Here is a 22,044-nt window from a genome sequence, read left to right as displayed (position 1 = left end):
GGGCGAGGGGCTGGCGGTGACGGTGGAACTGCCCACGCGGGGCGCGTCCGCCGAGAACTCCCGCTAGATCCAGTCCAGTTTCCAGAGGCGGAACACGCCGTTGCCGTCCGCCAGGTACTGGCCGCCGCCGACGTCCGCGCTGGTGACGACGTACTCCTTGCGCTGCCACAGCGGGATGACCGGCACCTCGTCGGCGATGATCCGCTGGAGGTCGCGGAAGTCGTCGTCGACGCGGCTGCGGTCGGCGAACTGCCGGCTCTGCGCGATGTACTTGTCGACGTCCTTGTCGCTGAAGCCGGTGTTCATGGTGGAGCCGGTGCCGACGAGCGGGGCGGCGAAGGTGTCCGGGTCGGGGTAGTCGGCGACCCAGCCGACGGCGTACGCGTCGAGTTTGCCGGTGGCCCACCGCTTCTGGAAGTCGGTCCACTCGTAACCCTTGACGTCCACCTTGAACAGGCCGCCGGCCTCCAACTGCCGCTTGATCTCCTTGGCTTCGTCGGCCGCCGCGCCGCTGCCCAGGCCGTACCCGTAGGTGAAGGTCACCGGGGTGCTGACACCGGCCTCCTCCAGCAGCTTGCGGGCCTTCTTGAGGCTCTGGTCGGGGTAGTTGTCGAAGAAGGAGGTGCTGTGGCCGGTGATGCCGGTCGGGACGAGCGCGTACAGCGGTTCCACGGTCCCGTCGTACACCGTCGACGCGAGCTGCTCGCGGTCGATCAGCCAGGCCATCGCCTTGCGGACGTCCGTGTCGTGCAGCGGTGAGCCGGAGCGGGTGTTCAGGTACAGGTTGCGGGTCTCGGCGCTGTCGGCCACCGTGACGCGCTGGTTCGGGTCGCTGGTGCTGAGGGCGGCGAGCGTCGCGGGCGGCAACTGCCGGGTGGCGGCCTCGATCTGCTTGCCCTTCCACGCCTTCTCGAGGGCGTCGGGGTCGGCGTAGTAGCGCAGCTCGATGGGCGCGCCGGTGGAAACAGCGCCCTTGTAGCGGGAGTTGGGCGCGAGGAGGACCTTCTTGCCCTTCGTGTACCCGGTCAGCTCGTACGGTCCGGTGCCGTCGACATCGTTGCCTTTACGCAGCGCGTCTGCCGGGTAGCGGGTGTGGTCGACGATCGAACCGGCCCCGGTGGCCACCTTGAACGGGAAGGTGGCGTCGGGCGCGGACAGGTGGAAGGTGACGGTCAGGCCCTTGGCGTCCACCGACTTCAGGGTGGAGAACAGGGCCGCCGGGCCGACGTCCGCGTTGATCTTCTTGACCCGGTCGAAGGAGAACTTGACGTCCTTGGCGGTGACTTTGCCGCCGCCGGGGAAGGTGAGGTCGTCGCGCAGCGCGCAGGTGTACGTGACCAGGCCGCCCTTGGCGAAGGAACACTCCTTGGCCGCGTCCGGCACCGGTGAGACGCCGCCCGGCTGGTAGGTCAGCAGCGACTGGAAGACGTTGCTGAACAGGGCCCAGGAACCGGCGTCGTAGGCCCCGGCCGGGTCGAGCGAGGTGACGGTGTCCGTCGTGCCCACGGTGATGGTCGCGGCGCTGTTGTCCTGCGACGGCAGCAACTGCCAGCCGCCCACTCCGGCGACCGCGAGAACCAGCAGCGCCACGAGGATCCGCGTGCGAGCCGATCGCATGCTGATGCCCTGCCTCCCCAGGCCCGTGCGCCGGGCCCAGTCCACAAAAAACGCCACTCCCCTGGCGGCCGGCTCACCTAATCACACGTGTTTCACCTGGGGGAAGAGGAATCTGACGAGTTGTGAAAGATCTTACCGACGGGTGTTTTCGCCGGGTTTCACAGGTTCTTCACAGTGTCAGTCAGGCCTGGGCGGAGGCGAGTTGGACGACGGTGATGTCGGAGGGGGCGCCCACGCGGGTGGGCGGGCCCCAGGCACCGGCGCCCCGGGACACGTACAACTGGGTGTCCCCGTAACGCTCCAGGCCCGCCAGGGTCGGATTAGCGGCGGCGGCGACGTAGTTGCCGGGCCAGAGCTGGCCGCCGTGGGTGTGGCCGGAGAGCTGGAGGTCGACGCCGTGCGCGACGGCGTCGTGGATCTGGACCGGCTGGTGGGCGAGGAGCACGCACGCGCGCGTGGTGTCGCGGTCGCCGAGCGCCCGGGTGAAGTCGGGGCCCTGGCCCTCGCTCTCGCCCGCGAGGTCGTTGACGCCGGCCAGGTCGAACCAGGGGAGTTCGGTGCGGGCGTTCTCCAGCGGGTCCAGGCCGAGCCGCCGCACCTCCTCGACCCACTGTGCGGCACCCGAGAAGTACTCGTGGTTGCCGGTGACGAAGAAACTGCCGTGCCGGGCCTTGAGCCCCGCGAGCGGCGCGGCGGCCGGGCCGAGGTCCTTGACGCTGCCGTCGACCAGGTCGCCGACGACGGCGATCAGGTCGGGCTGCGTCGCGTTGATCGTGTCGACGACCTTCTGCGCGAAGCCCCGGCCGAGGACCGGCCCGAGGTGGATGTCGCTGACGACGGCGATCCGGTAGCCGTGGGCGGCGCGCGGCAGCTTGGCGAGCGGGACGGTGACCCGCTTGACCGTGGGACCGCGCAGGACGCCGTAGGTGCCGTACCCGACCGTCCCGACGGCGGCCGCGACGGCCGCGCCGCCCACCACCCGCGAGACGAACAGCCGCCGCGAGGGAGCCGCCGGCCCGCGCGACACCGGCTCCTCGGGCTGCTCCGGGGAGCGCGCGCCCGCGGGAACCGGCTGCGGTACGGGCGTCTCGACGGCCGGGGTCCGGTCGTGGGCGCGGCGGTCCAGGAAGCGGCGCAGCAGGGGCCGTACGGCCTCGCCTGCGAGGACGGCCAGCAGCAGGTAGATCGACAGGGCCAGCCACAGGAAGCCGGGCCAGGCCAGGGCGCGCTGGAGCCAGAAGGGGGCGCCGGTGCGTTCGGCGACCAGCGCGCCGACCGCCAGCAGCCAGCCGCCCGCGAGGGCCACCGCACCGGCGCGGCGCACCGGGCCGGGGCCGCTGGTCGTGTCGCGGAAGAGGCGACGCCACAGGTACCAGGTCGCGGCGACCACGACGGTCAGCGCGAGCAGGGCGATCACCGCGAAGAGGATCACCATCGTCATGACGTCCGACGCAGTGCGCGCAGCCCACGCAACCCGATGGCCCCGACGACCGTCCCCAATACGAAGGAGACGACGGCCAGCGTCAGGTGCACCCAGAAGTACGCCGTGGGGTCGCCGTTGTCGAAGGCGAGCCCGCTGCTGTCCTTGACCAGGTTCTTGACGAAAGTGACCCAGATGACCCAGCTCCACACCCCGAAGGCGAGCAGGAACCAGGAGACGGGGCGGCTGAGCTTCATGGGTTCAGTATCGCCGCCTGGTGTCCGGTTCCGTGAGCGGGGTGGGGAAGGCGGCGGGACTTCCCGTCGTGTGCCGGGTACGTTCTCCGTCGTGCCCGCACCCATGAAGCAGACTGTCAGGCGATCCCTGCTGGTCACCTCCGCGACCCTCGCCTCCCTCGCGTCCCTCGCGCTGACCGCGCCCGCCTCGCTGGCGGCGCCGGGCCCGACGCCGTCGCCGTCGGCCGGCAAGTCGGCGTCGGCGTCGGCGTCACCGACGGCCGGCAAGTCGCCGTCGCCGTCCGCCAGTGGCTCGCCGTCGGCAACTCCCCCGGCGAACATGTCGAGCGTGGGCGGTACGCGGCTCGGGATGGCCGGGACGCAGGTGGCGATCGCGGGCGGCGCGCCGGTGCTGCCGAAGGAGCTCACCGCGCGGTCGTGGATCGTCGCGGACGCCGAGTCGGGGGCCGTGCTGGCCTCGCACAACGCGCACTGGCGGCTGCCCCCGGCGAGCACGATGAAGATGCTGTTCGCGGACACCGTGCTGCCGAGGTTCCCCAAGAGCACCGTGCACAAGGTCGACCCGAAGGATCTCGCGGGCATGGGGGCGGGTTCCAGCCTCGTCGGGATAAAGGAGGGCGAGACGTATACGGTCCACGATCTGTGGCTCGGCGTCTTCCTGCGCTCCGGGAACGACGCCGTGCACGTGCTGTCGGCGATGAACGGCGGCGTCGCCGGCACGGTGACGGAGATGAACGAGCACGCCGAGGAGCTCCAGGCCCTCGACACGCACGTCGTCTCCCCGGACGGCTACGACGCCCCCGGCCAGGTCTCCTCCGCCTACGACCTGACCCTGTTCGCCCGTTCGGGCCTGCAGAAGAAGGACTTCCGGGAGTACTGCTCGACCGTCTCGGCCAAGTTCCCGGGCGAGACGACGAAGAACAAGAAGGGCAAGACCAGCCGGGGGACCTTCGAGATCCAGAACACCAACCGGCTGCTCAGCGGCGACTACGACATCTCGCAGTACCCGGGCATCGCGGGCGTCAAGAACGGCAACACGACCAACGCGGGCGCCACCTTCACCGGCGTCGCCGAGCGGGCCGGCAAGGTGCTCCTTGTGACGGTCATGAACCCGTCGAAGACCGACCACAACGAGGTCTACAAGGAGGCCGCCACGCTCTTCGACTGGGGCTTCCAGGCAGCCGGCAAGGTGACGCCGGTGGGTGAGCTGGTCGCGCCCAAGGGCGCCGCGCAGGCCAGTGCGCAGCCCGCCGGGAACCCGTCCTCCGGCGCGGGCGCCAGGCAGGCAGGCGGGGCCGGGAACGGGTCGGCGAAGCCGGTGGCGAGCGCGGTGACCGACGGCGGCTCTCGCGGGGTGTGGATCGCGCTGGCGATCACCGGCGGGCTGCTGGTGCTGCTCGCGGGCGGCGCGTTCCTCGTCAACCGCCGCTGGCCGCTGCCGGACCTGGTACGCCGCCGCCGCTGACGCCGTCGTCGTCACCGTCGCCGTCGTCGCTGACGTCGAGGTCGAGCGGGTTGTTCGGGGCGGTGCCGGTCGCCGTCCAGGACGCGCAGTACAGGACGAGTTTCGCGGTGAAGTTGATCCACAGCAGCAGGGCGATGGGCACGCCGAACGCGCCGTACATGCTCTTCGCTGCCACGCCCTGCATATAGCCGCTGAGCAGCAGTTTCAGCAGTTCGAAGCCGACGGCGCCGAGGAGTGCGGCGACGATGAGGCGGCGGCGGGGCGGTTCGACGCCGGGCAGCAGGGTGAGGACGTACAGCAGGAGCAGGAAGTCGGCGAGGACGGCGATGGTGAAGGCGGCGACGCGCAGCAGGATGCCGCCCCAGCCGTCCTTGTCGATGCCGAGCTGGTCGGTGAGCCAGCCGACCAGCGCCGACGCGACGGTGGAGATGGCGAGGGTGAGCAGCACGGCCCCGCCGAAGCCGACGAGGACGCCCGCGTCCTTGGCCTTGCGCAGGACGGGGTTCTCGTCCGGGTCGGGCCGCTCCCACACCGCGCGCAGACAGTCCCGCATCTGACCGACCCAGCCGATGCCGGTGAACAGCAGGGCCGCGCCCGCGATGAGGCCGATGGCGCCCGCGTTCTGGACCAGGTTGTGGATGTCGAGCTGGTCGGAGATGCCGGGGACCTGGTCGGCGATCTTGTTCTGGAGTTCCTGCTGCCGGGAGGTGCTCAGGGTGGCGGCGGCGATGGCGGCGGCCACGGTCAGCAGTGGGAACAGCGCGATGAAGCTGACGAACGTCATGGCGGCGGCCAGCCGCGTCCACTTGACCCGGTCCAGGCGCTCGTACGACCGCCACGCGTGCGTGGCCATCAGGCGCGTCACCAACGGCCCGACGCCGGGAAGTCTGCTCAGCCAGTCCATGATCCGAACTCTGCCCCAAAAGCGATCGCCCATTTCGGGTAGGGGGCGAATGTTGGACAACCAGGAGGACTAACAGGATATAGCCGGGCGATACGGTCGCCTGCATGCCCCCATCCTCTGGCCCCCGTCTCCCCCACTCCTCCGCCGAACGTCTCCCCCAGTCGCTGCTCGTGCTCGGCGGTACGTCCGGGATCGCGCTCGCCACCGCCCGCCGGCTGATCGCCCGCCGCACCCGCACGGTGTGGCTGGCCGGACGGCCCTCGCCCGCCCTGGAGTCGGCGGCGGCCGAGCTGCGCGCTCTGGGGGCGGACGTCCACACGGTGCCCTTCGACGCGCTGGACCCGCAGTCCCACGAGGCGGTGCTCGGCAAGGTCTTCGCCGAGGGGGACGTCGATCTGGTGCTGCTCGCCTTCGGCGTCCTCGGCGACCAGGCGACCGACGAGCGCGATCCCGCGGCGGCGGTGCGGGTCGCGCAGACCAACTACACCGGGGCGGTGTCGGCGGGGCTGATCGCCGCGCGGTCGCTTCAGACGCAGGGGCACGGCTCCCTGGTCGTCCTGTCCTCGGTCGCCGGTGAGCGGGCCCGCCGCTCGGACTTCATCTACGGCTCCAGCAAGGCCGGCCTCGACGCCTTCACCCAGGGCCTGGGCGACGCGCTGCACGGCACGGGCGTCCACGTCATGGTCGTACGCCCCGGGTCCGTCCGGCCGAGGACGGCCGCCGGGCCGGCGCGGTCGCTGCTGGCGACGACCCCGGAGGCGGTCGCGACGGCCGTCGAGCTGGGACTGCGGAGGCGCTCGGAGACGGTGTGGGTGCCGGGGCTGCTGCGGGTCGTGATGGCGGCGCTGCGGCACGCGCCACGGGCGGCCTTCCGGCGGCTGCCGATCTAGCGGGTGCCGGTCTAGCGGGTCGGGAGGGTGCCGCGGTCGACGTGGGCGGCCTGCGGCGGGACGACCGCGCTGCCGAAGGGGTACTCGCGCAGTTTGCGCCAGACGCCGTCGGGGCCCTGCTCGTGGAGGGAGAAGCCGGCGCAGGACCACTCGGCCTCGTAGTGCGAGAGCTCCTCGAAGGCCCGGTCCAGCGCCGCTTCGTCGATGCCGTGCGCGACGGTGACATGCGGGTGGTAGGGGAACTGGAGCTCGCGGATCAGCGGCCCGGAGGTGTCGCGGACCCGGTGCTGAAGCCAGGCGCAGACCTCGGCGCCCTCGACGACCTTCATGTAGACCACCGGCGACAGGGGCCGGAAGGTGCCGGTGCCGGACAGCCGCATCGGGAAGGGCCGGCCGGCCGCGGCGACCTCGACGAGGTGCGCCTCTACGGCCGGGAGCGCTCCCGCGTCGATCTCGGTCGGCGGCAGCAGCGTGACGTGGGTGGGGATGCCGTGAGCGGCGGCGTCGCCGAAGCCCGTGCGCCGCTCCTGGAGCAGGCTGCCGTGGGGCTCCGGGACCGCGATCGACACACCGATCGTTACGGTCCCCACATCTTCTCCTCTGCTGTCAGGCCTGGTTCGTACTGAGTCGTACGGCTATCGACTGTACGGGCACGGCTGTGCTCTGGGCAGGCGCAGGGGAAGTGATGTGCAGCGCTCTGCCCGGTGAACGTGTGTACGGTGCGCCCTCGGTGCTGCCGAGCGCCGTCGGTGCTTCGTGCCGGTGCTTGGTGTCAGTGCTTGGTGTCAGTGCTTCGCGGGGAGGAAGCCGACCCGCTGGTAGGTCTGCGCGAGGGTCTCGGCGGCGACCGCGCGAGCCTTCTCGGCGCCCTTGGCCAGGATCGAGTCCAGCGTCTCCGGGTCGTCCAGGTACTGCTGGGTGCGGTCGCGGAACGGCGTCACGAAGTCGACGACGATGTCGGCGAGGTCCGTCTTGAGCGCGCCGTAGAGCTTGCCCTCGTAGCGCTGCTCCAGCTCCGGGATGCTGGTGCCGGTCAGCGTGGAGTAGATGGTGAGCAGGTTGCTGACGCCGGGCTTCTCGACGGCGTCGTACCGGACGACGGTGTCGGTGTCGGTGACCGCGCTCTTGACCTTCTTGGCCGTGGTCTTCGGCTCGTCCAGCAGGTTGACGAGGCCCTTCGGCGTGGACGCCGACTTGCTCATCTTGATCGACGGGTCCTGGAGGTCGTAGATCTTCGCCGTCTCCTTGAGGATGTACGGCTTGGGGATCTCGAAGGTCTCGCCGAAGCGGCCGTTGAAGCGCTCGGCGAGGTCGCGGGTCAGCTCGATGTGCTGGCGCTGGTCCTCGCCGACGGGGACCTCGTTGGCCTGGTAGAGCAGGATGTCCGCGACCTGGAGGATCGGGTACGTGAAGAGGCCGACGCTCGCGCGGTCGGCGCCCTGCTTCGCGGACTTGTCCTTGAACTGCGTCATCCGGGCCGCCTCGCCGAAGCCGGTGAGGCAGTTCATGACCCAGGCGAGCTGCGCGTGCTCCGGGACGTGGCTCTGGACGAAGAGCGTGCAGCGCTCGGGGTCGAGCCCGGCTGCGAGGAGCTGCGCCGCCGCCAGGCGGGTGTTGGCCGTCAGCTCCTTCGGGTCCTGCGGGACCGTGATCGCGTGCAGGTCCACGACCATGTAGAACGCGTCGTGCGACTCCTGGAGGGCCACCCACTGGCGGACGGCGCCGAGGTAGTTGCCGAGGTGGAACGAGCCTGCGGTGGGCTGGATTCCGGAGAGCACGCGGGGTCGGTCTGAGGCCATGTTCCTTATTGTCTCAGAGCGTGGGGACCACCAGGAACGGGTCCCCACGCCCATCGGGGTCGGCTCAGCCGAGGTCGATCTCCGGGTACAGCGGGAAGCCCGCCACCAGGTCAGTCGCCCTGGTCGCGATCTCCTCGGCCACCTTCTCGTCCAGGACGTGGGAGGCCTTGCTCGTGGCGCCGGACTTGGTCGTGCCGGGCTCGGCGGTCGTCAGGACCCGGTCGATGAGGGCCGCGACCTCGTCCATCTCCGCCGTGCCGAGGCCCCGCGTCGTCAGGGCCGGGGTGCCGATGCGGATGCCGGACGTGTACCAGGCGCCGTTCGGGTCGGCGGGGATGGCGTTGCGGTTGGTGACGATGCCGGAGTCGAGGAGCGCGGCCTCGGCCTGGCGGCCGGTGAGGCCGTAGGAGGAGGCCACGTCGATCAGGTTGAGGTGGTTGTCCGTGCCGCCGGTGACGAGGGTCGCGCCGCGCCGCATCAGGCCGTCGGCCAGCGCGCGGGAGTTGTCGACGATGCGCTGGGCGTAGTCCTGGAACGAGGGCTGACGGGCCTCCGCGAGGGCGACCGCCTTCGCCGCCATGACGTGCGGGAGCGGGCCGCCGAGGACCATCGGGCAGCCCCGGTCGACCTGGTCCTTGAGGGAGTCGTCGCACAGGACCATGCCGCCGCGCGGCCCGCGCAGCGACTTGTGGGTGGTCGTGGTGACGATCTGGGCGTGCGGGACCGGGTCGAAGTCGCCGGTCAGGACCTTGCCGGCGACGAGGCCCGCGAAGTGCGCCATGTCGACCATGAGGGTCGCGCCGACCTCGTCGGCGATCTCGCGCATGATCCGGAAGTTCACCAGCCGGGGGTACGCGGAGTACCCGGCGACGAGGATCAGCGGCTTGAAGTCACGGGCGCTCGCGCGCAGGGCCTCGTAGTCGATGAGGCCGGTGGCGGGGTCGGTGCCGTAGGAGCGCTGGTCGAACATCTTGCCGGAGATGTTGGGGCGGAAGCCGTGGGTGAGGTGGCCGCCGGCGTCCAGGGACATGCCCAGCATGCGCTGGTTGCCGAAGGCCTGGCGCAGCTCGGCCCAGTCGGCCTCGGTGAGGTCGTTGACCTGGCGGGCGCCGGCCTTCGCGAGGAACGGCACCTCCACGCGGTCGGCGAGGACGGACCAGAAGGCGACGAGGTTGGCGTCGATGCCGGAGTGCGGCTGGACGTAGGCGTGCCGGGCGCCGAACAGTTCGCGGGCGTGCTCGGCGGCCAGCGACTCGACGGTGTCCACGTTGCGGCAGCCCGCGTAGAAGCGGCGGCCGACGGTGCCCTCGGCGTACTTGTCGCTGAACCAGTTGCCCATCGCGAGGAGGGTCGCCGGGGAGGCGTAGTTCTCGGAGGCGATCAGCTTGAGCATCTCGCGCTGGTCGTGGACCTCCTGGCCGATGGCGTCGGCGACGCGCGGCTCGACGGCGCGGATCACGTCGAGGGCGGCACGGAAGGCCGTGGACTCGGTGGAGAGGGGCTGCTGCTCGGACATGCGTCGGCCTCCGGGTGGCGTGGTGCTGGGAAAGCGGTCACGGTTTCACGGTTCGGCCCAGGCGCACGGCACTCGTACTGCTCCCGGGCCGCTCCCCGATGGTCCGTCCCATCCCAGCGCGCCAGTCACGGCCCTACGGCCACCCTACCGGCCGTTCCCCGGGCCGACCTGGCCCGGTCCACCATGCGAGCGGGGGGTGTGGTGAGGCCGAGTGCTCCTTCACCACCCTGGTGCGCGCCTGCACGCGCCCCCACCCGGGGAGTGTCATGAGCGGGTGACCCAGCTCGTCCTGCCCCCGCTGACGCTGCCGTTCCCCCAGCGGCTCCACCCCCACGCGGCCGAGGCCGCCGCAGTGGCCCGCGCGTGGGCCGCCCGTACCGGTCTCTACGCCGCCCCGCAGGTCGCCGACCGCGCCTACGCCCAGCAGTGCGACCGGTTCGCCGCCTGGCTCTACCCCACGGCGCCCCGCGACCGGCTGGACGCGCTCGCCTGCGTGGACCTGATGATGTTCCTCGACGACGACCACTCCGACGAGGACGCCCCCCGGCCCCACGCCCTCCTGGCGTCCCCGCTGCTGGACGTCGTCGAGGAGCCCATGAGCCGGGCTTGGCGGGCCCGCTTCCGCGCCCACCTCGCCGACTGGAACCGCGTCAACGAGCAGATCGGCTCGGCCCGCACCGATTCCGGCGCCCCGCCCCCGCCGGAGGAGTACGTCCCCTGGCGGCGCGTCTCCTCGACCCTGTACTGGCACTTCGACCTGATCGAGTACGCCCACCGCCACGAACTGTCGGACGTCTTCGTCTCCGGCGACCTGTACCGGCGGCTGGTCGAGTGCGCCGTCGACATCGGCGCGTGGACGAACGACCTGTTCTCCGCCCCCAAGGAACTCTCCCAGGGATAGCGGTACAACCTGCTGGCCGTGCTGCCCCGTCACCGTCAAGTCAGCGCGCAGGAAGCCGCGTTGCTGACCAGGGACTGGATCACCGACCGGACCCGGGACTTCCTGAACCGCCCGCGCCGAACTCGCCTCGGCGACCACCGCGGGCCCCCTGCTGGACTGGGCCGACGGCCTCGCCCACGCAGCCGGCGGCAACCTCGCCTTCTGCCTGGCTTCCGGCCGCTGTCCGTCCCGGGTCGGCTGAGTACGTCAGTCGGCTGAGTACGTCAGAGGATCACGTGCGGTACGAAGCGGGCGTACTCGTCCGTGATGAGGCCGGTCGACTCGCGGATGCCCAGGCCCGCCGGTTCGTCGTCCACCACCCAGGCGCCGAGGACGACGTGGTTGTCGTCGAAGGCGGGGAGGGGGGACAACTCCTGGTAGCAGCAAGGGTCTTCGCGTACGGCGGGGGCGTTGCCCGGTGGGTGGATGGTGACGCCCGCGCCTTCGCGGCCCAGGAGGGGCTTGGCGACGTAGCCGGTGGTGGTCGGCAGGTCGCGGGGGCCGTCCAGATAGGCCGGGAGGAGGTTGGGGTGGCCGGGGTACAGCTCCCAGAGGACGGCGAGGAGTGCCTTGTTGCTGAGCAGCATCTTCCAGGCCGGTTCGATCCACATCGTGGTGCCGGTGCCGCCGCCGTTGTCGAGGGTGTCCAGGACGTGGCCGGCGAAGCGGTCGGTGGTCAGCCACTCCCAGGGGTAGAGCTTGAAGCAACTGCGGATGAAGCGGAGCCGGGCGTCGACGAAGCGGCCGGACAGGGGGTCCCAGCCGATCTCCTCCATGGAGATCCAGTCGGTGTCCAGGCCGGCCTGTTCGGCGGTCTCCTTGAGGTAGGCGACCGTCATGAGGTCCTCGCCGAGTTCGTCGGCGGAGGAGTGCGCGAAGTGGAGCGGGTTGCCGGGCGGGAGGAGGGGGGCCTGTTTCTTCCAGGCGGCGACCAGGCGTTCGTGGAGGGAGTTCCACTGGTCGGCGTCGGGGAAGCGGTCCTCCATCCAGAACCACTGGGGGGAGGCCGCCTCCACGAGTGAGGTGGGGGTGTCGGCGTTGTACTCCAGGAGTTTCGCCGGGCCGGTGCCGTCGTAGCGGAGGTCGAAACGGCCGTAGACGGAGGGGAGTTCGGCGCGCCGGTGCCAGGCCTCGGTGACCGCCGCCGCGACGCGCGGGTCGGTGATGCCGAGGTCGGCGAGGCGGTCGGACTCGACGAGGTGGGCGGCGGCCGTCAGGCACATCTCGTGCAGTTCCCCGACGGTCTCCTCCAGCGCCTCGACCTCGTCGAGGGAGAACGCGTAGTACGCGCTCTCGTCCCAGTAGGGGCGCAGGGTGTCGTCGGGGTGGCGGGTGAGGGGGTAGACAAGCCCCTGTTCCTCGACGGTCCGCTGCCAGTCGGGACGGGGTTCGATGGTGTGACGTCGCATCGGCGTGTCCGGCTTCCTTCGGTCTGTCCGGTTCGTTCAGTTCGTCCGGTTCCCTCAGCCGCCCGAGCTGCCCTTGTGACTGCCGCTGCCGCTGTCGCCATCGCTGCCGAAGCCGCCTCGGTGGACACCATTGCCGCCGCTGCTGCTCGAACCGCCGGACCCGGACGACCCGGACCCCTTGCTCGGCTTGCTGAAGGAGCCGCCGGTGACGTACGAGCCCTTCTTCTTGCCGCCGTAGTACCAGGCGCCGTTCGCCGTGGTCTTGGTCGACTTGCAGCTCTTGTCGGCGACGACCTTGTAGCCCTTGGTGAGGTGGTAGCTGTCGCGGTCGACACAGCGCTTGTCGGGGTCGGAGGAGCAGGCGGTGAGGGCCACCGCGAGCAGTCCCATGCCGCCGAGTACGACCGTGCCCGAGCGCAGCTTTCGACGCGTGTCCGCCATGTTCTTCTCTCCCCGTGTCCCCGTTGTCGTATCGCCGCTACGGCGATTACCGGCCGTCAGCCTAGACAACCGGCCGTCGGGCACCCGCAGGCGGCCCGCCCGACCGCCGCTCCCCTACAGTCCTTGCGTGCTCTTCGGAATGGTGTGCGCGCTCGGCGCGGCGGTCTGCTTCGGTACGGCGACGGTGTTGCAGGCGGTGGCGGCCCGCGCCGCCGCCGACAGCGGCACCGGTGAACGTGGTGGGGACGCGGCGTTGCTGCTGCGCGCGGTACGGCAGTGGCGGTATCTCGCGGGGCTGGGGCTGGACGGGCTCGGGTTCCTCTTCCAGATCGCCGCGCTGCGTTCGGTGCCGATCTACGCCGTCGGCGCGGCCCTCGCGGCCAGTCTGGCGGTGACTGCGGTGGTCGCGGCGCGGCTGCTGCGGGTGCGGCTGAGCCGCATGGAGTGGCTGGCGGTGGGGGTGGTGTGCGCGGGGCTGGCGATGCTGGCGCTGGCCTCGGGAACGGAGGGCGAGGAGAGCGGCCCTGCGGCGTTGCCGTGGGCGATGCTCGGCGCGGCGGTCGGCGTGCTGCTGCTCGGCCTGGTCGGCGGACGGCTCACCGGGCGCGGGCGGGCACTGGTGCTGGGACTGGGCGCCGGATGCGGTTTCGGCGTGGTGGAGGTGGCGGTACGCCTGATCAACTCACTCGCCCCGTCCCACCTGCTCACCAACCCGGCGACGTACGCCCTGCTGCTGGGCGGCGCGTCCGCATTCATCCTGCTGACAACAGCACTGCAACGGGGCTCGGTGACGACCGCCACGGCGGGCATAGTGCTCGGCGAAACGATCGGCCCGGCCCTGGTGGGCGTGATCTGGCTCGGCGACCACACCCGCGAGGGCCTCGCCTGGCTGGCCGTCCTCGGCTTCGCGGTCGCCGTGGCGGGGGCGCTGGCGCTGGCCCGCTTCGGGGAGGCTCCGGAGCCGGTGGCGGCGCCTGTGGCGCAGGTGCAGGGGCAGGGGTAGGTACGGGGGCGGGGGTAGGGACGAGTGCCGGCCGGCGCCCAGGTCAGGACATCGCCTCGGTGATGCCGTTCCACAGGTGGGTGCGGGCCTCCAGGGCCAGGGTTGCCGTGTCGACCGCTTCCTGCCAGCGGGTGGTGTCCGTGCCGCAGAGGTCGGCGACCATTTGCATGGCCATGGGGGTGTGCTCCTCGCCGTCGACCTCGATGTGGCGGGCCAGGTAGTCGCAGAAGAGGGGGAAACGGTCGGTGCCCTCCTTCTTGATCACCTGGTCGAACATGTCCGGGATGAGGTCCTCGCGGGAGAAGGCGAAGGCGGCGGCCCGGCAGTGCAGCGGACGGTCGGCGATGATCCCGAACGTCGTGCGCACGAACTCGGCGGCGGGGGCAGGGACTTGGGCGACCCGTAGCGCCGAGGGCACGTCGTGGCCCTCCGCTGTCAGCGCTACGAACGTGTCGATGCGCGACGTGTCGGCGCCCGCCTCGTCCATGCCCGCGCGGTACAGCTCGAAGTGGCTGGTGAAGCCGCCGTTCAGTTCGTCGCTCTCCTCGACGAGGACGATGTCGTTGATGAGCCGCCGGCTCACCTCCGAGCCGCGCGGCACCCAGGGGACGTCGACGCAGGTGAGGTCCCGCTGGAGCGACTTGAGCAGGGACATGAAATCCCAGACGGCGAACACGTGGTGCGCCATGAACGTCGCCATGTCCTCCCGGCTGCCGATCCGCTGGTAAATCGCGTGGGCGGTCACTTCTTTCCGGGCGGATTCGATCGCGGACCGGGCCCGGTCGATTCCCGCATGGGACATATCCCAGTCGTACCTGGACATGTTTTCTCCTTCGGCTCGAGAACCCGATCGTGCACTTGTCCCGACTTACCGGCAACCACTTCCGCGAATTCCGAAAAGTTACCCGCAGTACCCATCGACAGAAGCTGCCAAGGTCACCGAAAAACCATCAAGAGGTAACGTTTCGGGCAAGTCGAAGGCGGTCGTAAAAGTTTGAAGAACCTGTGAACACCGGAGCCCTCCGCTCCGTACTCGACACCGTGACCAGTAATCCCGTCACCGTCACCTCGGCTTATCGCGTGGTGCCGGGCCGAGAGGGCGACTTTCATTCCTGGGGGTGGGCCATGCTGGGCGCGAGTGCACAGCAGCCCGGCTTCCTCGGCGGTGGCGTGCTGGTCGACGGAGAGGCGGAGTGGCATGTCGTCTATCGCTTCGCCAGCGAAGGCACGGCCCGGGCCTGGGAGGACTCGGCAGCCCGTGCGGAGTGGGACGTCCGGGCGGCGGGCGTCGCCGTGCAGACGGACCGCAAGAGCGTGCGCGGCTCCAAGGCGTGGTTCGAATCACAGACCCCCGCCCCGAAACCGCCGGCCCCTCCGTCGAAATGGAAGTTATGGTTCGTGAATATGAGCGCGGTTTTCCCGCCGGTGCTCCTCTTCAATCTGATCGCCCTTCCTTATCTCGGCGGCCTCAATCCGATCGTTCGCACGCTGCTGCTCTGTCTGTGTGTGACGGCTCTCGTCACCTGGATTCTCATGCCCCGCCTTCAGCGTTTCTTCAAGAAATGGCTGTATCCACCGCTCCAGGCGCTCCGCGGACGGCACAAACGACGGACCGCGTAGTCCCGAGAACGACCCTAGGGAGGTGGGCGGGTGAAGACCCTGCTCATCGACAATTACGACTCGTACACGTACAACCTGTTCCAGCTCATCGCCGAGGTCAACGGCGAGGAACCGGTGGTGATCGTCAACGACGCCCCTGCGGACGTCATTGACGATCTTGCGAAATTCGACAACGTGGTGGTGTCGCCGGGTCCGGGGCACCCGGCGAAGGCGCGGGACTTCGGCATCAGTGCCCGGGTGCTCGCCGAGTCGACGGTGCCGGTGCTCGGCGTCTGCCTCGGTCACCAGGGCATCGCGCACGGGGAGGGCGCCCGGGTGTCACCCGCGCCGCAGCCCCGGCACGGGTATCTGTCGGCCGTCCGCCACGACGGGCGCGACCTGTTCCAGGGGCTGCCGCAGAACTTCACCGCCGTCCGCTACCACTCGCTGTCCGTGCGCGAGCCGCTGCCCGCCTCCCTGGAGGCCACCGCCTGGGCGGAGGACGGCGTCCTGATGGGGCTGCGCCATCGCCAACGGCCCCTGTGGGGCGTGCAGTTCCACCCGGAGTCGGTGCTCACCGAGTACGGCCACCGGATGCTGGTGAACTTCCGCAACCTCACCGCCGACCGGGCCCGCAAGCTCCGGACGAAGAACACCGCGGTCCCGGCGCCCGAGACGACCCTCCCGAGCCGCACACCCACGGCGACCGGTCCTACCGGTGTGGCCGACCCCACCAGCCCCTCGGCGGCCCTCACCCTCCCCCGCCCCCGCACCGGCGGCCCCGCGCACCGGCTGCACACCCGCCGCATCGCCGGGGCGATCGACGCGGAGGCCGCCTTCACCCGGCTGTACGCCGACTCGCCGCGCGCGTTCTGGCTGGACAGCTCCCGGGTCGAGCGCGGCCTCTCCCGCTTCTCGTTCTTCGGTGACGACAGCGGTCCGCTCGCCGAGTTCGTCCGGTACGACGTCGAGGCCGGCCAGTGCGAGATCGAGCGCGCGGGGCGGCCCGCCCGCAAGGTCCGGACGAGCGTATTCGACTATCTCAAGCGGCAGTTGGCCAACCGCAGAGTCGACGCCACCGGCCTGCCCTTCGACTTCACCGGCGGCTACGTCGGCTACTTCGGCTACGAGACGAAGGCCGACTGCGGCTCCCCCAACCGGCACCGCGCCACCACCCCGGACGCCTGCTGGCTGTTCGCCGACCGGCTGATCGCGGTCGACCACCAGCAGGGCTTCACCTACGCGGTCTGCGTCGCCGAGGACACCCCGCACGCCGGCCGGGAGGCCACGGAGTGGCTGGAGAGCACGCTCGCCCAGCTCACCTCACTGCCCGAGGAGACCGACCGCGCGCCGGTGCCGGTGCCAGTGCCAGTCCCAGTGCCAACCGATCCGGCCGGGTCCGGCCTCGGAACCGATCTCGGTTCCGTCGAACCGTGGCTGGTGCGCGACCGGGCGACGTATCTCGCGGACATCGCGGCCTGCCAGGGCGAACTCGCGGCGGGCACCAGCTACGAGATCTGCCTCACCGACGCCGCGCGGTTACCCGCCCCGGACGACTCCTACGCGTTCTACCGGGCGCTGCGCCGCGTCAACCCCGCCCCGTACGCCTCGTATCTGAGATTCGGCGACCTCGACGTCGTCGGCTCCTCGCCCGAGCGGTTCCTGCGGATCACCCGGGACGGCATCGCCGAGGCCAAGCCCATCAAGGGCACCGCACCGCGCGGCGCCGGTCCCCTGGAGGACGCCCGGCTCCGCGACGAGCTGGCGGCGGACGCCAAGACCCGCGCCGAGAACCTGATGATCGTCGACCTGCTCCGCAACGACCTGGGCCGGGTCTGCCGTACCGGGACCGTACGCGTCACCCGGCTGATGGCCACCGAGTCGTACGCCACGCTGCACCAGCTCGTGTCCACCGTCGAGGGGCGGCTGCGCGCCGACACCGACGCCGTGGACTGTGTGCGCGCCTGCTTCCCCGGCGGCTCGATGACCGGCGCGCCGAAGCTGCGCACGCTCGAGATCATCGACGGGCTGGAGACCGAGGCGCGCGGCGTGTACTCGGGGGCCCTCGGCTACCTGGGGTGCAGCGGCGGCGCGGACCTCAACATCGTCATCCGCACCGCCGTCCTGGCCGACGGCCTGATGCAGTTGGGGGCCGGGGGCGCGATCGTCCTGGACTCCGACCCGGTCGCCGAGTACGACGAGATGCTCCTGAAGACGGCCGCCCAGATGCGCGCCCTGCACGAGCACACGACCCGCGAGGCGGCCTCGAAGCCGGGACGCCCCGCCACCCCCGTCCCGGGCCCGCTCCCCCTCCCGGCCACCGTCAAGGAGGCCACCCGATGACGACGCCTCAGCCGACGACCGCACAGCCCGCGACCGCACAGCCCTCGACCCCGACCGTGATCTCGACCACCGCGACCGTTCCGCAGCCCAGAGCGCCCCGGGACACCTCGGCGGCCGAGGCCCCCGGCAATCTCGCCGCGTACCTCGACGATCTCGCCGAGCGGCGCGGCTGGGCCGGGCGGGTGGCATTCCGGCAGGGGCATCAGGGCTGGACGCACGGTGAGGTGCACGCGCTCGGGGCGCGGGCCGCCGGAGTGCTCGCCGGGCACGGGGTGCGGCCCGGGGACCGGGTGCTGATCGCCCTGCCCGACGGGATCGCCTGGGTGGCGGCCTTCCTCGGAGTGGCCCGGCTGGGGGCGGTCGCCGTCCTCGTCAATCCCGAACTGCCCGCCGCCGAGCACGCGTTCATGGCCGAGGACACCGCCGCCGTACTGTGTCTGACCGGGCCGGGGCTGGAAGACGACCGGTTCGCCGGGCGATCGCGGCTGGGCGCGGACCAGTTGCTCGCGCTCGCCCCCGCCGCCGCGCCGGCCCCCGCCCACCCGGTCGACGCGGACACCCCCCTGTACGTGCAGTACACCTCCGGAACCACCGGTCGCCCCAAGGGAGTTGTGCACCGGCACGGCGACCCGAAGACGTACCACGACCTCATCGGCCGGCGGCTGCTGGGGATCACCGAGGACGACGTCACGCTGTCCGTGTCGAAGCTGTACTTCGCCTACGGGTTCGGCAACGCGTTCGCCTTCCCGCTCTTCTCGGGATCGTCCGCCGTGCTGGTGGACCGGCGTCCCACGCCCGCCGCCGTCGACGAACTGGTCGCCCGGCACCGGGTGACGCTGCTCTACTCGGTGCCGTCGGCGTACGCGGCGCTGGTCACCGACCGGGGCAGCGGGCACGCCGCCTGTTTCGCCTCGGTGCGGGCCGCCGTGTCGGCCGGTGAGGGGCTGCCGGACGGACTCGGCGAGCGCGTCGGCGAGTTGCTCGGCGCGCCGGTGCTGGAGCAGATCGGCTCCACCGAGGCCGGTCACGCGTTCTGCGCGAACGGTCTCGGCCACAACCACCCCGGCACCGTCGGGCGTCCCGTCCCCGGGTTCGAGGTGGAGCTGCGCGACCGCGCCGGACACCCCGTACCCGACGGCGAGGAGGGCGAGTTGTGGGTGCGCGGGCCGTCGGTGACGCCCGGGTATCTCAACCGGCCCGAGGAGACGGCGCGCACGCTCGTCGGCGGCTGGCTGGCCACCCACGACCGGGCGCGCCGTGAACCGGACGGCTCCTACCGGCACTTGGGCCGCACCGACGACATGGAGATGGTCGGCGGGATCACCGTCTCGCCGCTGGAGGTGGAGGCGGTACTGCGGACGCATCCGGCGGTGCGGGAGGTCGCCGTCGCGGCCGTCACCGACGGGCACGGCGTCAGCAGGCTGCGCGCCTTCGTCGTACCCGCAAAGCCCCTGTCGGACGGGCTGGCCGACGATCTCGTCGCACTGGTCCGCGACCGGCTCGCCGCCTTCAAGGTGCCCCGGAGCGTCAGTTTCGTGCCGTCCCTGCCGCGCACCTCCACCGGAAAGCTCCGCCGCCACCTCGTCCGCCAGGGTGCCTGGTGACCACGCCGGCCACCTGCCGTGCGTCCGACCGCCATACGTCCGAGAGGAACAGCCACATGTCGCAGCAACCCCTGCTCGCCGACCGCGGGTTCTATCTGGGCCCGCTGTTCCGCCGGGCGGCCGACCGCCACGGCGGCGTCTTCGTCACCCTGGACCGGCCGCTGGACACCCACCCCGCGCGCGGGGTCGACCTCGACTACCCGGCGCTGGCCGACATCGTCGAGGACCTGTCCGGACGGCTGTGGGCGGCCGGGGTACGGCCCTCGGAACAGGTCGTCGTCCACAAGACGGACAACGTCGACATCGTGCTGCTGACCTGCGCGGTCTCCCGTATCGGCGCGGTCCCCGTGCTCCTCTCCCCCGGCCTCGCCGGGCCGGTCGTCGGACAGCTCCTCGGGCGGCTGCGGCAGCCGTGGCTGGTCACCGACCGCGCCAAGCTGACCGGCCCGCTCGCGGACATCGGCCTCGCCGGGCTCGTCCGCCGCACGCTCACCGTCGACGACGCGCCGGGCACCGACGCCGACCCCCTGGCGCAGTACGCCGACGCCGAACCGCCGGCCCCCGTGCGGCTGCACCCCCGCGAACCCGCCCTGATCACCCACAGTTCGGGCACCACCGGCGTCCCCAAGCTCGCCGTGCACTGCCCGAACACCATGTGGAACCGGCTCGTCCCGCAGCAGGCGATGGGCTGGCCCACCCGGGGCGAGACGGCCGCGCTGCACATGTCGTTCGTGCACTCGCGCTTCTACCACCTGCTCGGCGTCCTGCTGCACTTCGGCAGCCCGCTCGTACTGATCACCGACCCCGAACCGGCGTCCGTGGGCCCGCTGTTGGTGCGTCACCGGCCAGGCATCGTCGAGACCCACCCCAACACCTTCGTCCTGTGGGAGGAGTTGGCCGACGCGCCCGGCGCTCCGCTGTCCCGGGTGAAGTCGTACGGCTCCACGTTCGACGCCATCCACCCGCGCACCGTACGGCGGTTGCTGGGCGCGTCGAAGCGCCGGGCCCCCTGGCTGATCCAGTTGTACGGGCAGAGCGAGACGGGGCCGGTCGCGTTCCAGTGGTTCACGCGGCGCAGCGTGGAACGGGCGGACGGGCGGCGGGTCGGGATCGGCATCCCGGGGTTCACCCGGGTCCGGATCGCGGACGCCGACGGCAGGCGGGTCGCGCCGGGCACGCCCGGCCGGATCGAGGCCCGCACCCGGGGCCGCATCCTCACCTACCTGGGCGCGCGGGCGCAGTACGACCGCCAACTCGACGGCGGGTGGTGGCAGATGGGCGACATGGGCTACATGAGCCGGCTGGGCGCCCTGCATCTGATCGACCGCGAGGTCGACCAGATCGACGCCGTGCACAGCAATCTGGCGGTCGAGGACGCGCTGATGGAGCGGCTGGAGGAACTCCGTGAGGTCGTCATCGTGCCGGGCGCGGACCGCGAACCGGTACCGGTGGTGTGCGTACGGGGTGAACAGCCACTGGACCGGGAGCGCTGGCGCGAGGCGACGGCCGATCTGCCCGCGATGGCCGAACCCCGGCAGTGGCGGTTCGAGGAGCTGCCGATGACGGCGACCTGGAAGGTGAAGCGGCTGGAGATCACCCGCATGCTGACCGAGCGGCTCGCCGAGAGCATCGCCGGGACGCGAGCGAGCGTGCGCGCGTGAACCCGGTGATCGTGGTGGGCGCGGGCCCGGTCGGCCTGTCGGCCGCGCTGGCCCTGCGCGCGCAAGGGCTGCCGGTCGTGCTCCTGGAGGCGGACCCCGAGGACCGTGAACGGCCGGGCAGCCGCGCCCTGTTCGTGCACCGCGAGACCCTGCGGACCCTCGACGACATGTGCCCGGGGCTGGCCGCCGAGATCACGTCGTACGGCCGGACCTGGCACACCCGGCGCACCCTCTACCGGGGCCGGGAGGTGTACGCGCGCACCTTCCCGCCGCCGTCCGGGCTGCCGCCGTTCACGAGTCTGCGGCAGGTGGACACCGAGCGGTTCCTGCGCGCCGCGTGCGAGCGGGCGGGGGTGGAGTTCGGGTGGGCGACGCGGATCGTGGGCGTCGACACGTCCCCGTCCGGGGTCACGCTCGTCGGCGAGGACGGGCAGGAGTGGAACGCCAAGTACGTCGTCGCCGCCGACGGCGCCCGCTCGACCGTCCGGCGCGCGCTGGACATCGCCATGGAGGGCGTACGCGGCGAGGGCTTCCACGTCGTCGTCGACGTGGCGGACGTACCCGACGCCGAACTGCCGCTGGAGCGCGTCTTCCACTACGAGCATCCGGGCGTCGGCGGCCGCAGCGTCATGCGGGTGCCGTTCACCGGCGGCTTCCAGGTCGACCTCCAGTGCCGCGACGACGACCCGGAGGAGGCCTACGGCACCGAGGACGCCGTACGGGAGTGGCTGCCCGGCGTCGTCGGCGAGGGGTACGCGGACCGCATCCTGTGGGTGTCGACGTACCGCTTCCTGCGCAAGGTCGCCGCCTCCTTCACCGATCCGCACAGGCGGGTTTTGCTCGTCGGCGAGGCGGCGCACCTGTTCCCGCCGTTCGGCGCGCGCGGCATGAACAGCGGCATCGCGGACGCGGCGGCGGCAGCGCAGGCCGTGGCGGCGGGGACGGCGGACGCGGTGGCCGGTTTCGCGGACGTACGGCGGGCCGCGGGTTTGTTCAACAGCGAGGCCGCCGGGGTCGCCCTGGACCATCTGCGGCCCCGGCGTCGGATCGTCCGGCTCAGACAGCGTGCGGCCGCCGCCCTCGCGCCCGTCCTGCCGTCGTGCGGCTCATGGCTGGAGCACGCGCCGTACGGACCCCGGGGCGGGGCACCGGCGGTGGCGGGCGGGAAGTACTGAA

19 protein-coding genes are annotated in these 22,044 nt (G+C 71.5%); 9 read left to right on the top strand and 10 right to left on the bottom strand.

From position 1 onward, the window contains the following. Nucleotides 1–63: 63 nt before the first annotated feature. From BMZ82_RS17480 to BMZ82_RS17470, 3 genes are all read right to left on the bottom strand, one after another. Nucleotides 64–1,617 carry an ABC transporter substrate-binding protein gene (locus BMZ82_RS17480; protein WP_093776891.1) on the bottom strand — a complete coding sequence of 518 codons (1,554 nt, stop codon included), beginning with the start codon at nucleotides 1,615–1,617 and terminating at the stop codon, nucleotides 64–66. A 181-nt stretch (nucleotides 1,618–1,798) separates the two neighbouring features. Beyond that, nucleotides 1,799–3,052 carry a metallophosphoesterase gene (locus BMZ82_RS17475; protein ID WP_093776730.1) on the bottom strand — a complete coding sequence of 418 codons (1,254 nt, stop codon included), beginning with the start codon at nucleotides 3,050–3,052 and terminating at the stop codon, nucleotides 1,799–1,801. A gap of 2 nt (nucleotides 3,053–3,054) precedes the next feature. After that, the gene (locus tag BMZ82_RS17470) at nucleotides 3,055–3,294 is read right to left on the bottom strand and encodes an SCO4848 family membrane protein (protein WP_093776728.1); all 240 of its coding nucleotides are present in this window, start codon (nucleotides 3,292–3,294) and stop codon (nucleotides 3,055–3,057) included. Nucleotides 3,295–3,385: 91 nt separating this feature from the next. On the opposite strand from BMZ82_RS17470, the gene BMZ82_RS17465 reads away from it, so the two are divergent. Further along, a complete protein-coding gene (locus BMZ82_RS17465; RefSeq protein ID WP_256251962.1) occupies nucleotides 3,386–4,759 on the top strand; it encodes a D-alanyl-D-alanine carboxypeptidase family protein in 1,374 nt (457 codons plus the stop codon). Here BMZ82_RS17465 and BMZ82_RS17460 read toward each other — a convergent pair. Further along, a complete protein-coding gene (locus BMZ82_RS17460) occupies nucleotides 4,713–5,663 on the bottom strand; it encodes a YihY/virulence factor BrkB family protein (protein WP_093776724.1) in 951 nt (316 codons plus the stop codon). The genes BMZ82_RS17465 and BMZ82_RS17460 overlap by 47 nt on opposite strands. A gap of 104 nt (nucleotides 5,664–5,767) precedes the next feature. Here BMZ82_RS17460 and BMZ82_RS17455 point away from each other — a divergent pair, with 104 nt between their 5' ends. Next, on the top strand, nucleotides 5,768–6,553 hold the full coding sequence (locus BMZ82_RS17455; RefSeq protein ID WP_093776722.1) for a decaprenylphospho-beta-D-erythro-pentofuranosid-2-ulose 2-reductase: 786 nt from the start codon (nucleotides 5,768–5,770) through the stop codon (nucleotides 6,551–6,553). An 11-nt stretch (nucleotides 6,554–6,564) separates the two neighbouring features. On the opposite strand, the gene BMZ82_RS17450 is transcribed toward BMZ82_RS17455, so the two are convergent. From BMZ82_RS17450 to BMZ82_RS17440, 3 genes are all read right to left on the bottom strand, one after another. Further along, complete coding sequence (locus tag BMZ82_RS17450) at nucleotides 6,565–7,143, bottom strand: 2'-5' RNA ligase family protein (protein ID WP_093776720.1); 579 nt, start codon at nucleotides 7,141–7,143, stop codon at nucleotides 6,565–6,567. A 195-nt stretch (nucleotides 7,144–7,338) separates the two neighbouring features. Then, nucleotides 7,339–8,352 (bottom strand): tryptophan--tRNA ligase, encoded by a 1,014-nt coding sequence (gene trpS, locus BMZ82_RS17445; protein ID WP_093776718.1) that lies wholly within the window; start codon nucleotides 8,350–8,352, stop codon nucleotides 7,339–7,341. Between the two features lie 64 nt (nucleotides 8,353–8,416). After that, nucleotides 8,417–9,868, bottom strand: a complete 1,452-nt coding sequence (locus tag BMZ82_RS17440; protein WP_093776716.1) for a glycine hydroxymethyltransferase — start codon at nucleotides 9,866–9,868, stop codon at nucleotides 8,417–8,419. 274 nt (nucleotides 9,869–10,142) lie between these two features. On the opposite strand from BMZ82_RS17440, the gene BMZ82_RS17435 reads away from it, so the two are divergent. Next, on the top strand, nucleotides 10,143–10,769 hold the full coding sequence (locus BMZ82_RS17435; RefSeq protein WP_093776714.1) for a terpene synthase family protein: 627 nt from the start codon (nucleotides 10,143–10,145) through the stop codon (nucleotides 10,767–10,769). A gap of 263 nt (nucleotides 10,770–11,032) precedes the next feature. Here the strand turns inward: BMZ82_RS17435 and BMZ82_RS17430 are convergent, their stop codons facing one another. Then, on the bottom strand, nucleotides 11,033–12,217 hold the full coding sequence (locus BMZ82_RS17430; protein WP_093776712.1) for a glutathionylspermidine synthase family protein: 1,185 nt from the start codon (nucleotides 12,215–12,217) through the stop codon (nucleotides 11,033–11,035). A 54-nt stretch (nucleotides 12,218–12,271) separates the two neighbouring features. Beyond that, nucleotides 12,272–12,658 carry a hypothetical protein gene (locus tag BMZ82_RS17425; protein WP_093776710.1) on the bottom strand — a complete coding sequence of 129 codons (387 nt, stop codon included), beginning with the start codon at nucleotides 12,656–12,658 and terminating at the stop codon, nucleotides 12,272–12,274. 139 nt (nucleotides 12,659–12,797) lie between these two features. Here BMZ82_RS17425 and BMZ82_RS17420 point away from each other — a divergent pair, with 139 nt between their 5' ends. Further along, on the top strand, nucleotides 12,798–13,661 hold the full coding sequence (locus BMZ82_RS17420) for a DMT family protein (RefSeq protein ID WP_093776889.1): 864 nt from the start codon (nucleotides 12,798–12,800) through the stop codon (nucleotides 13,659–13,661). A gap of 43 nt (nucleotides 13,662–13,704) precedes the next feature. Here the strand turns inward: BMZ82_RS17420 and BMZ82_RS17415 are convergent, their stop codons facing one another. Next, entirely contained in the window at nucleotides 13,705–14,484 is a 780-nt protein-coding gene (locus tag BMZ82_RS17415) for a DUF3050 domain-containing protein (protein WP_177244530.1), read from the bottom strand. A gap of 218 nt (nucleotides 14,485–14,702) precedes the next feature. Here BMZ82_RS17415 and BMZ82_RS17410 point away from each other — a divergent pair, with 218 nt between their 5' ends. Genes BMZ82_RS17410 through BMZ82_RS17390 form a run of 5 tightly spaced genes read left to right on the top strand, consistent with a single transcriptional unit; the run spans nucleotide 14,703 to nucleotide 22,043 of the window. Beyond that, nucleotides 14,703–15,281, top strand: a complete 579-nt coding sequence (locus tag BMZ82_RS17410; RefSeq protein WP_256251961.1) for a putative antibiotic biosynthesis monooxygenase — start codon at nucleotides 14,703–14,705, stop codon at nucleotides 15,279–15,281. A 30-nt stretch (nucleotides 15,282–15,311) separates the two neighbouring features. Continuing rightward, nucleotides 15,312–17,603 carry a chorismate-binding protein gene (locus tag BMZ82_RS17405; RefSeq protein WP_093776704.1) on the top strand — a complete coding sequence of 764 codons (2,292 nt, stop codon included), beginning with the start codon at nucleotides 15,312–15,314 and terminating at the stop codon, nucleotides 17,601–17,603. Next, a complete protein-coding gene (locus BMZ82_RS17400) occupies nucleotides 17,600–19,207 on the top strand; it encodes a benzoate-CoA ligase family protein (RefSeq protein ID WP_093776702.1) in 1,608 nt (535 codons plus the stop codon). Before BMZ82_RS17405 ends, BMZ82_RS17400 begins: the two co-directional genes overlap by 4 nt. 56 nt (nucleotides 19,208–19,263) lie before the next feature. Continuing rightward, on the top strand, nucleotides 19,264–20,868 hold the full coding sequence (locus BMZ82_RS17395) for a class I adenylate-forming enzyme family protein (RefSeq protein WP_093776700.1): 1,605 nt from the start codon (nucleotides 19,264–19,266) through the stop codon (nucleotides 20,866–20,868). Then, complete coding sequence (locus tag BMZ82_RS17390; protein WP_093776698.1) at nucleotides 20,865–22,043, top strand: FAD-dependent monooxygenase; 1,179 nt, start codon at nucleotides 20,865–20,867, stop codon at nucleotides 22,041–22,043. The genes BMZ82_RS17395 and BMZ82_RS17390 overlap by 4 nt, the downstream gene beginning before the upstream one ends. Nucleotide 22,044: the final 1 nt, after the last annotated feature.

Origin of the sequence: Streptomyces sp. yr375 (genome assembly GCF_900110755.1) — a bacterium.
In the GTDB taxonomy this organism is placed as follows: Bacteria; Actinomycetota; Actinomycetes; order Streptomycetales; family Streptomycetaceae; genus Streptomyces.
The sequence above is the reverse complement of the archived record's forward strand: the minus strand, read 5'-3'. Positions and strand labels throughout refer to the sequence as shown.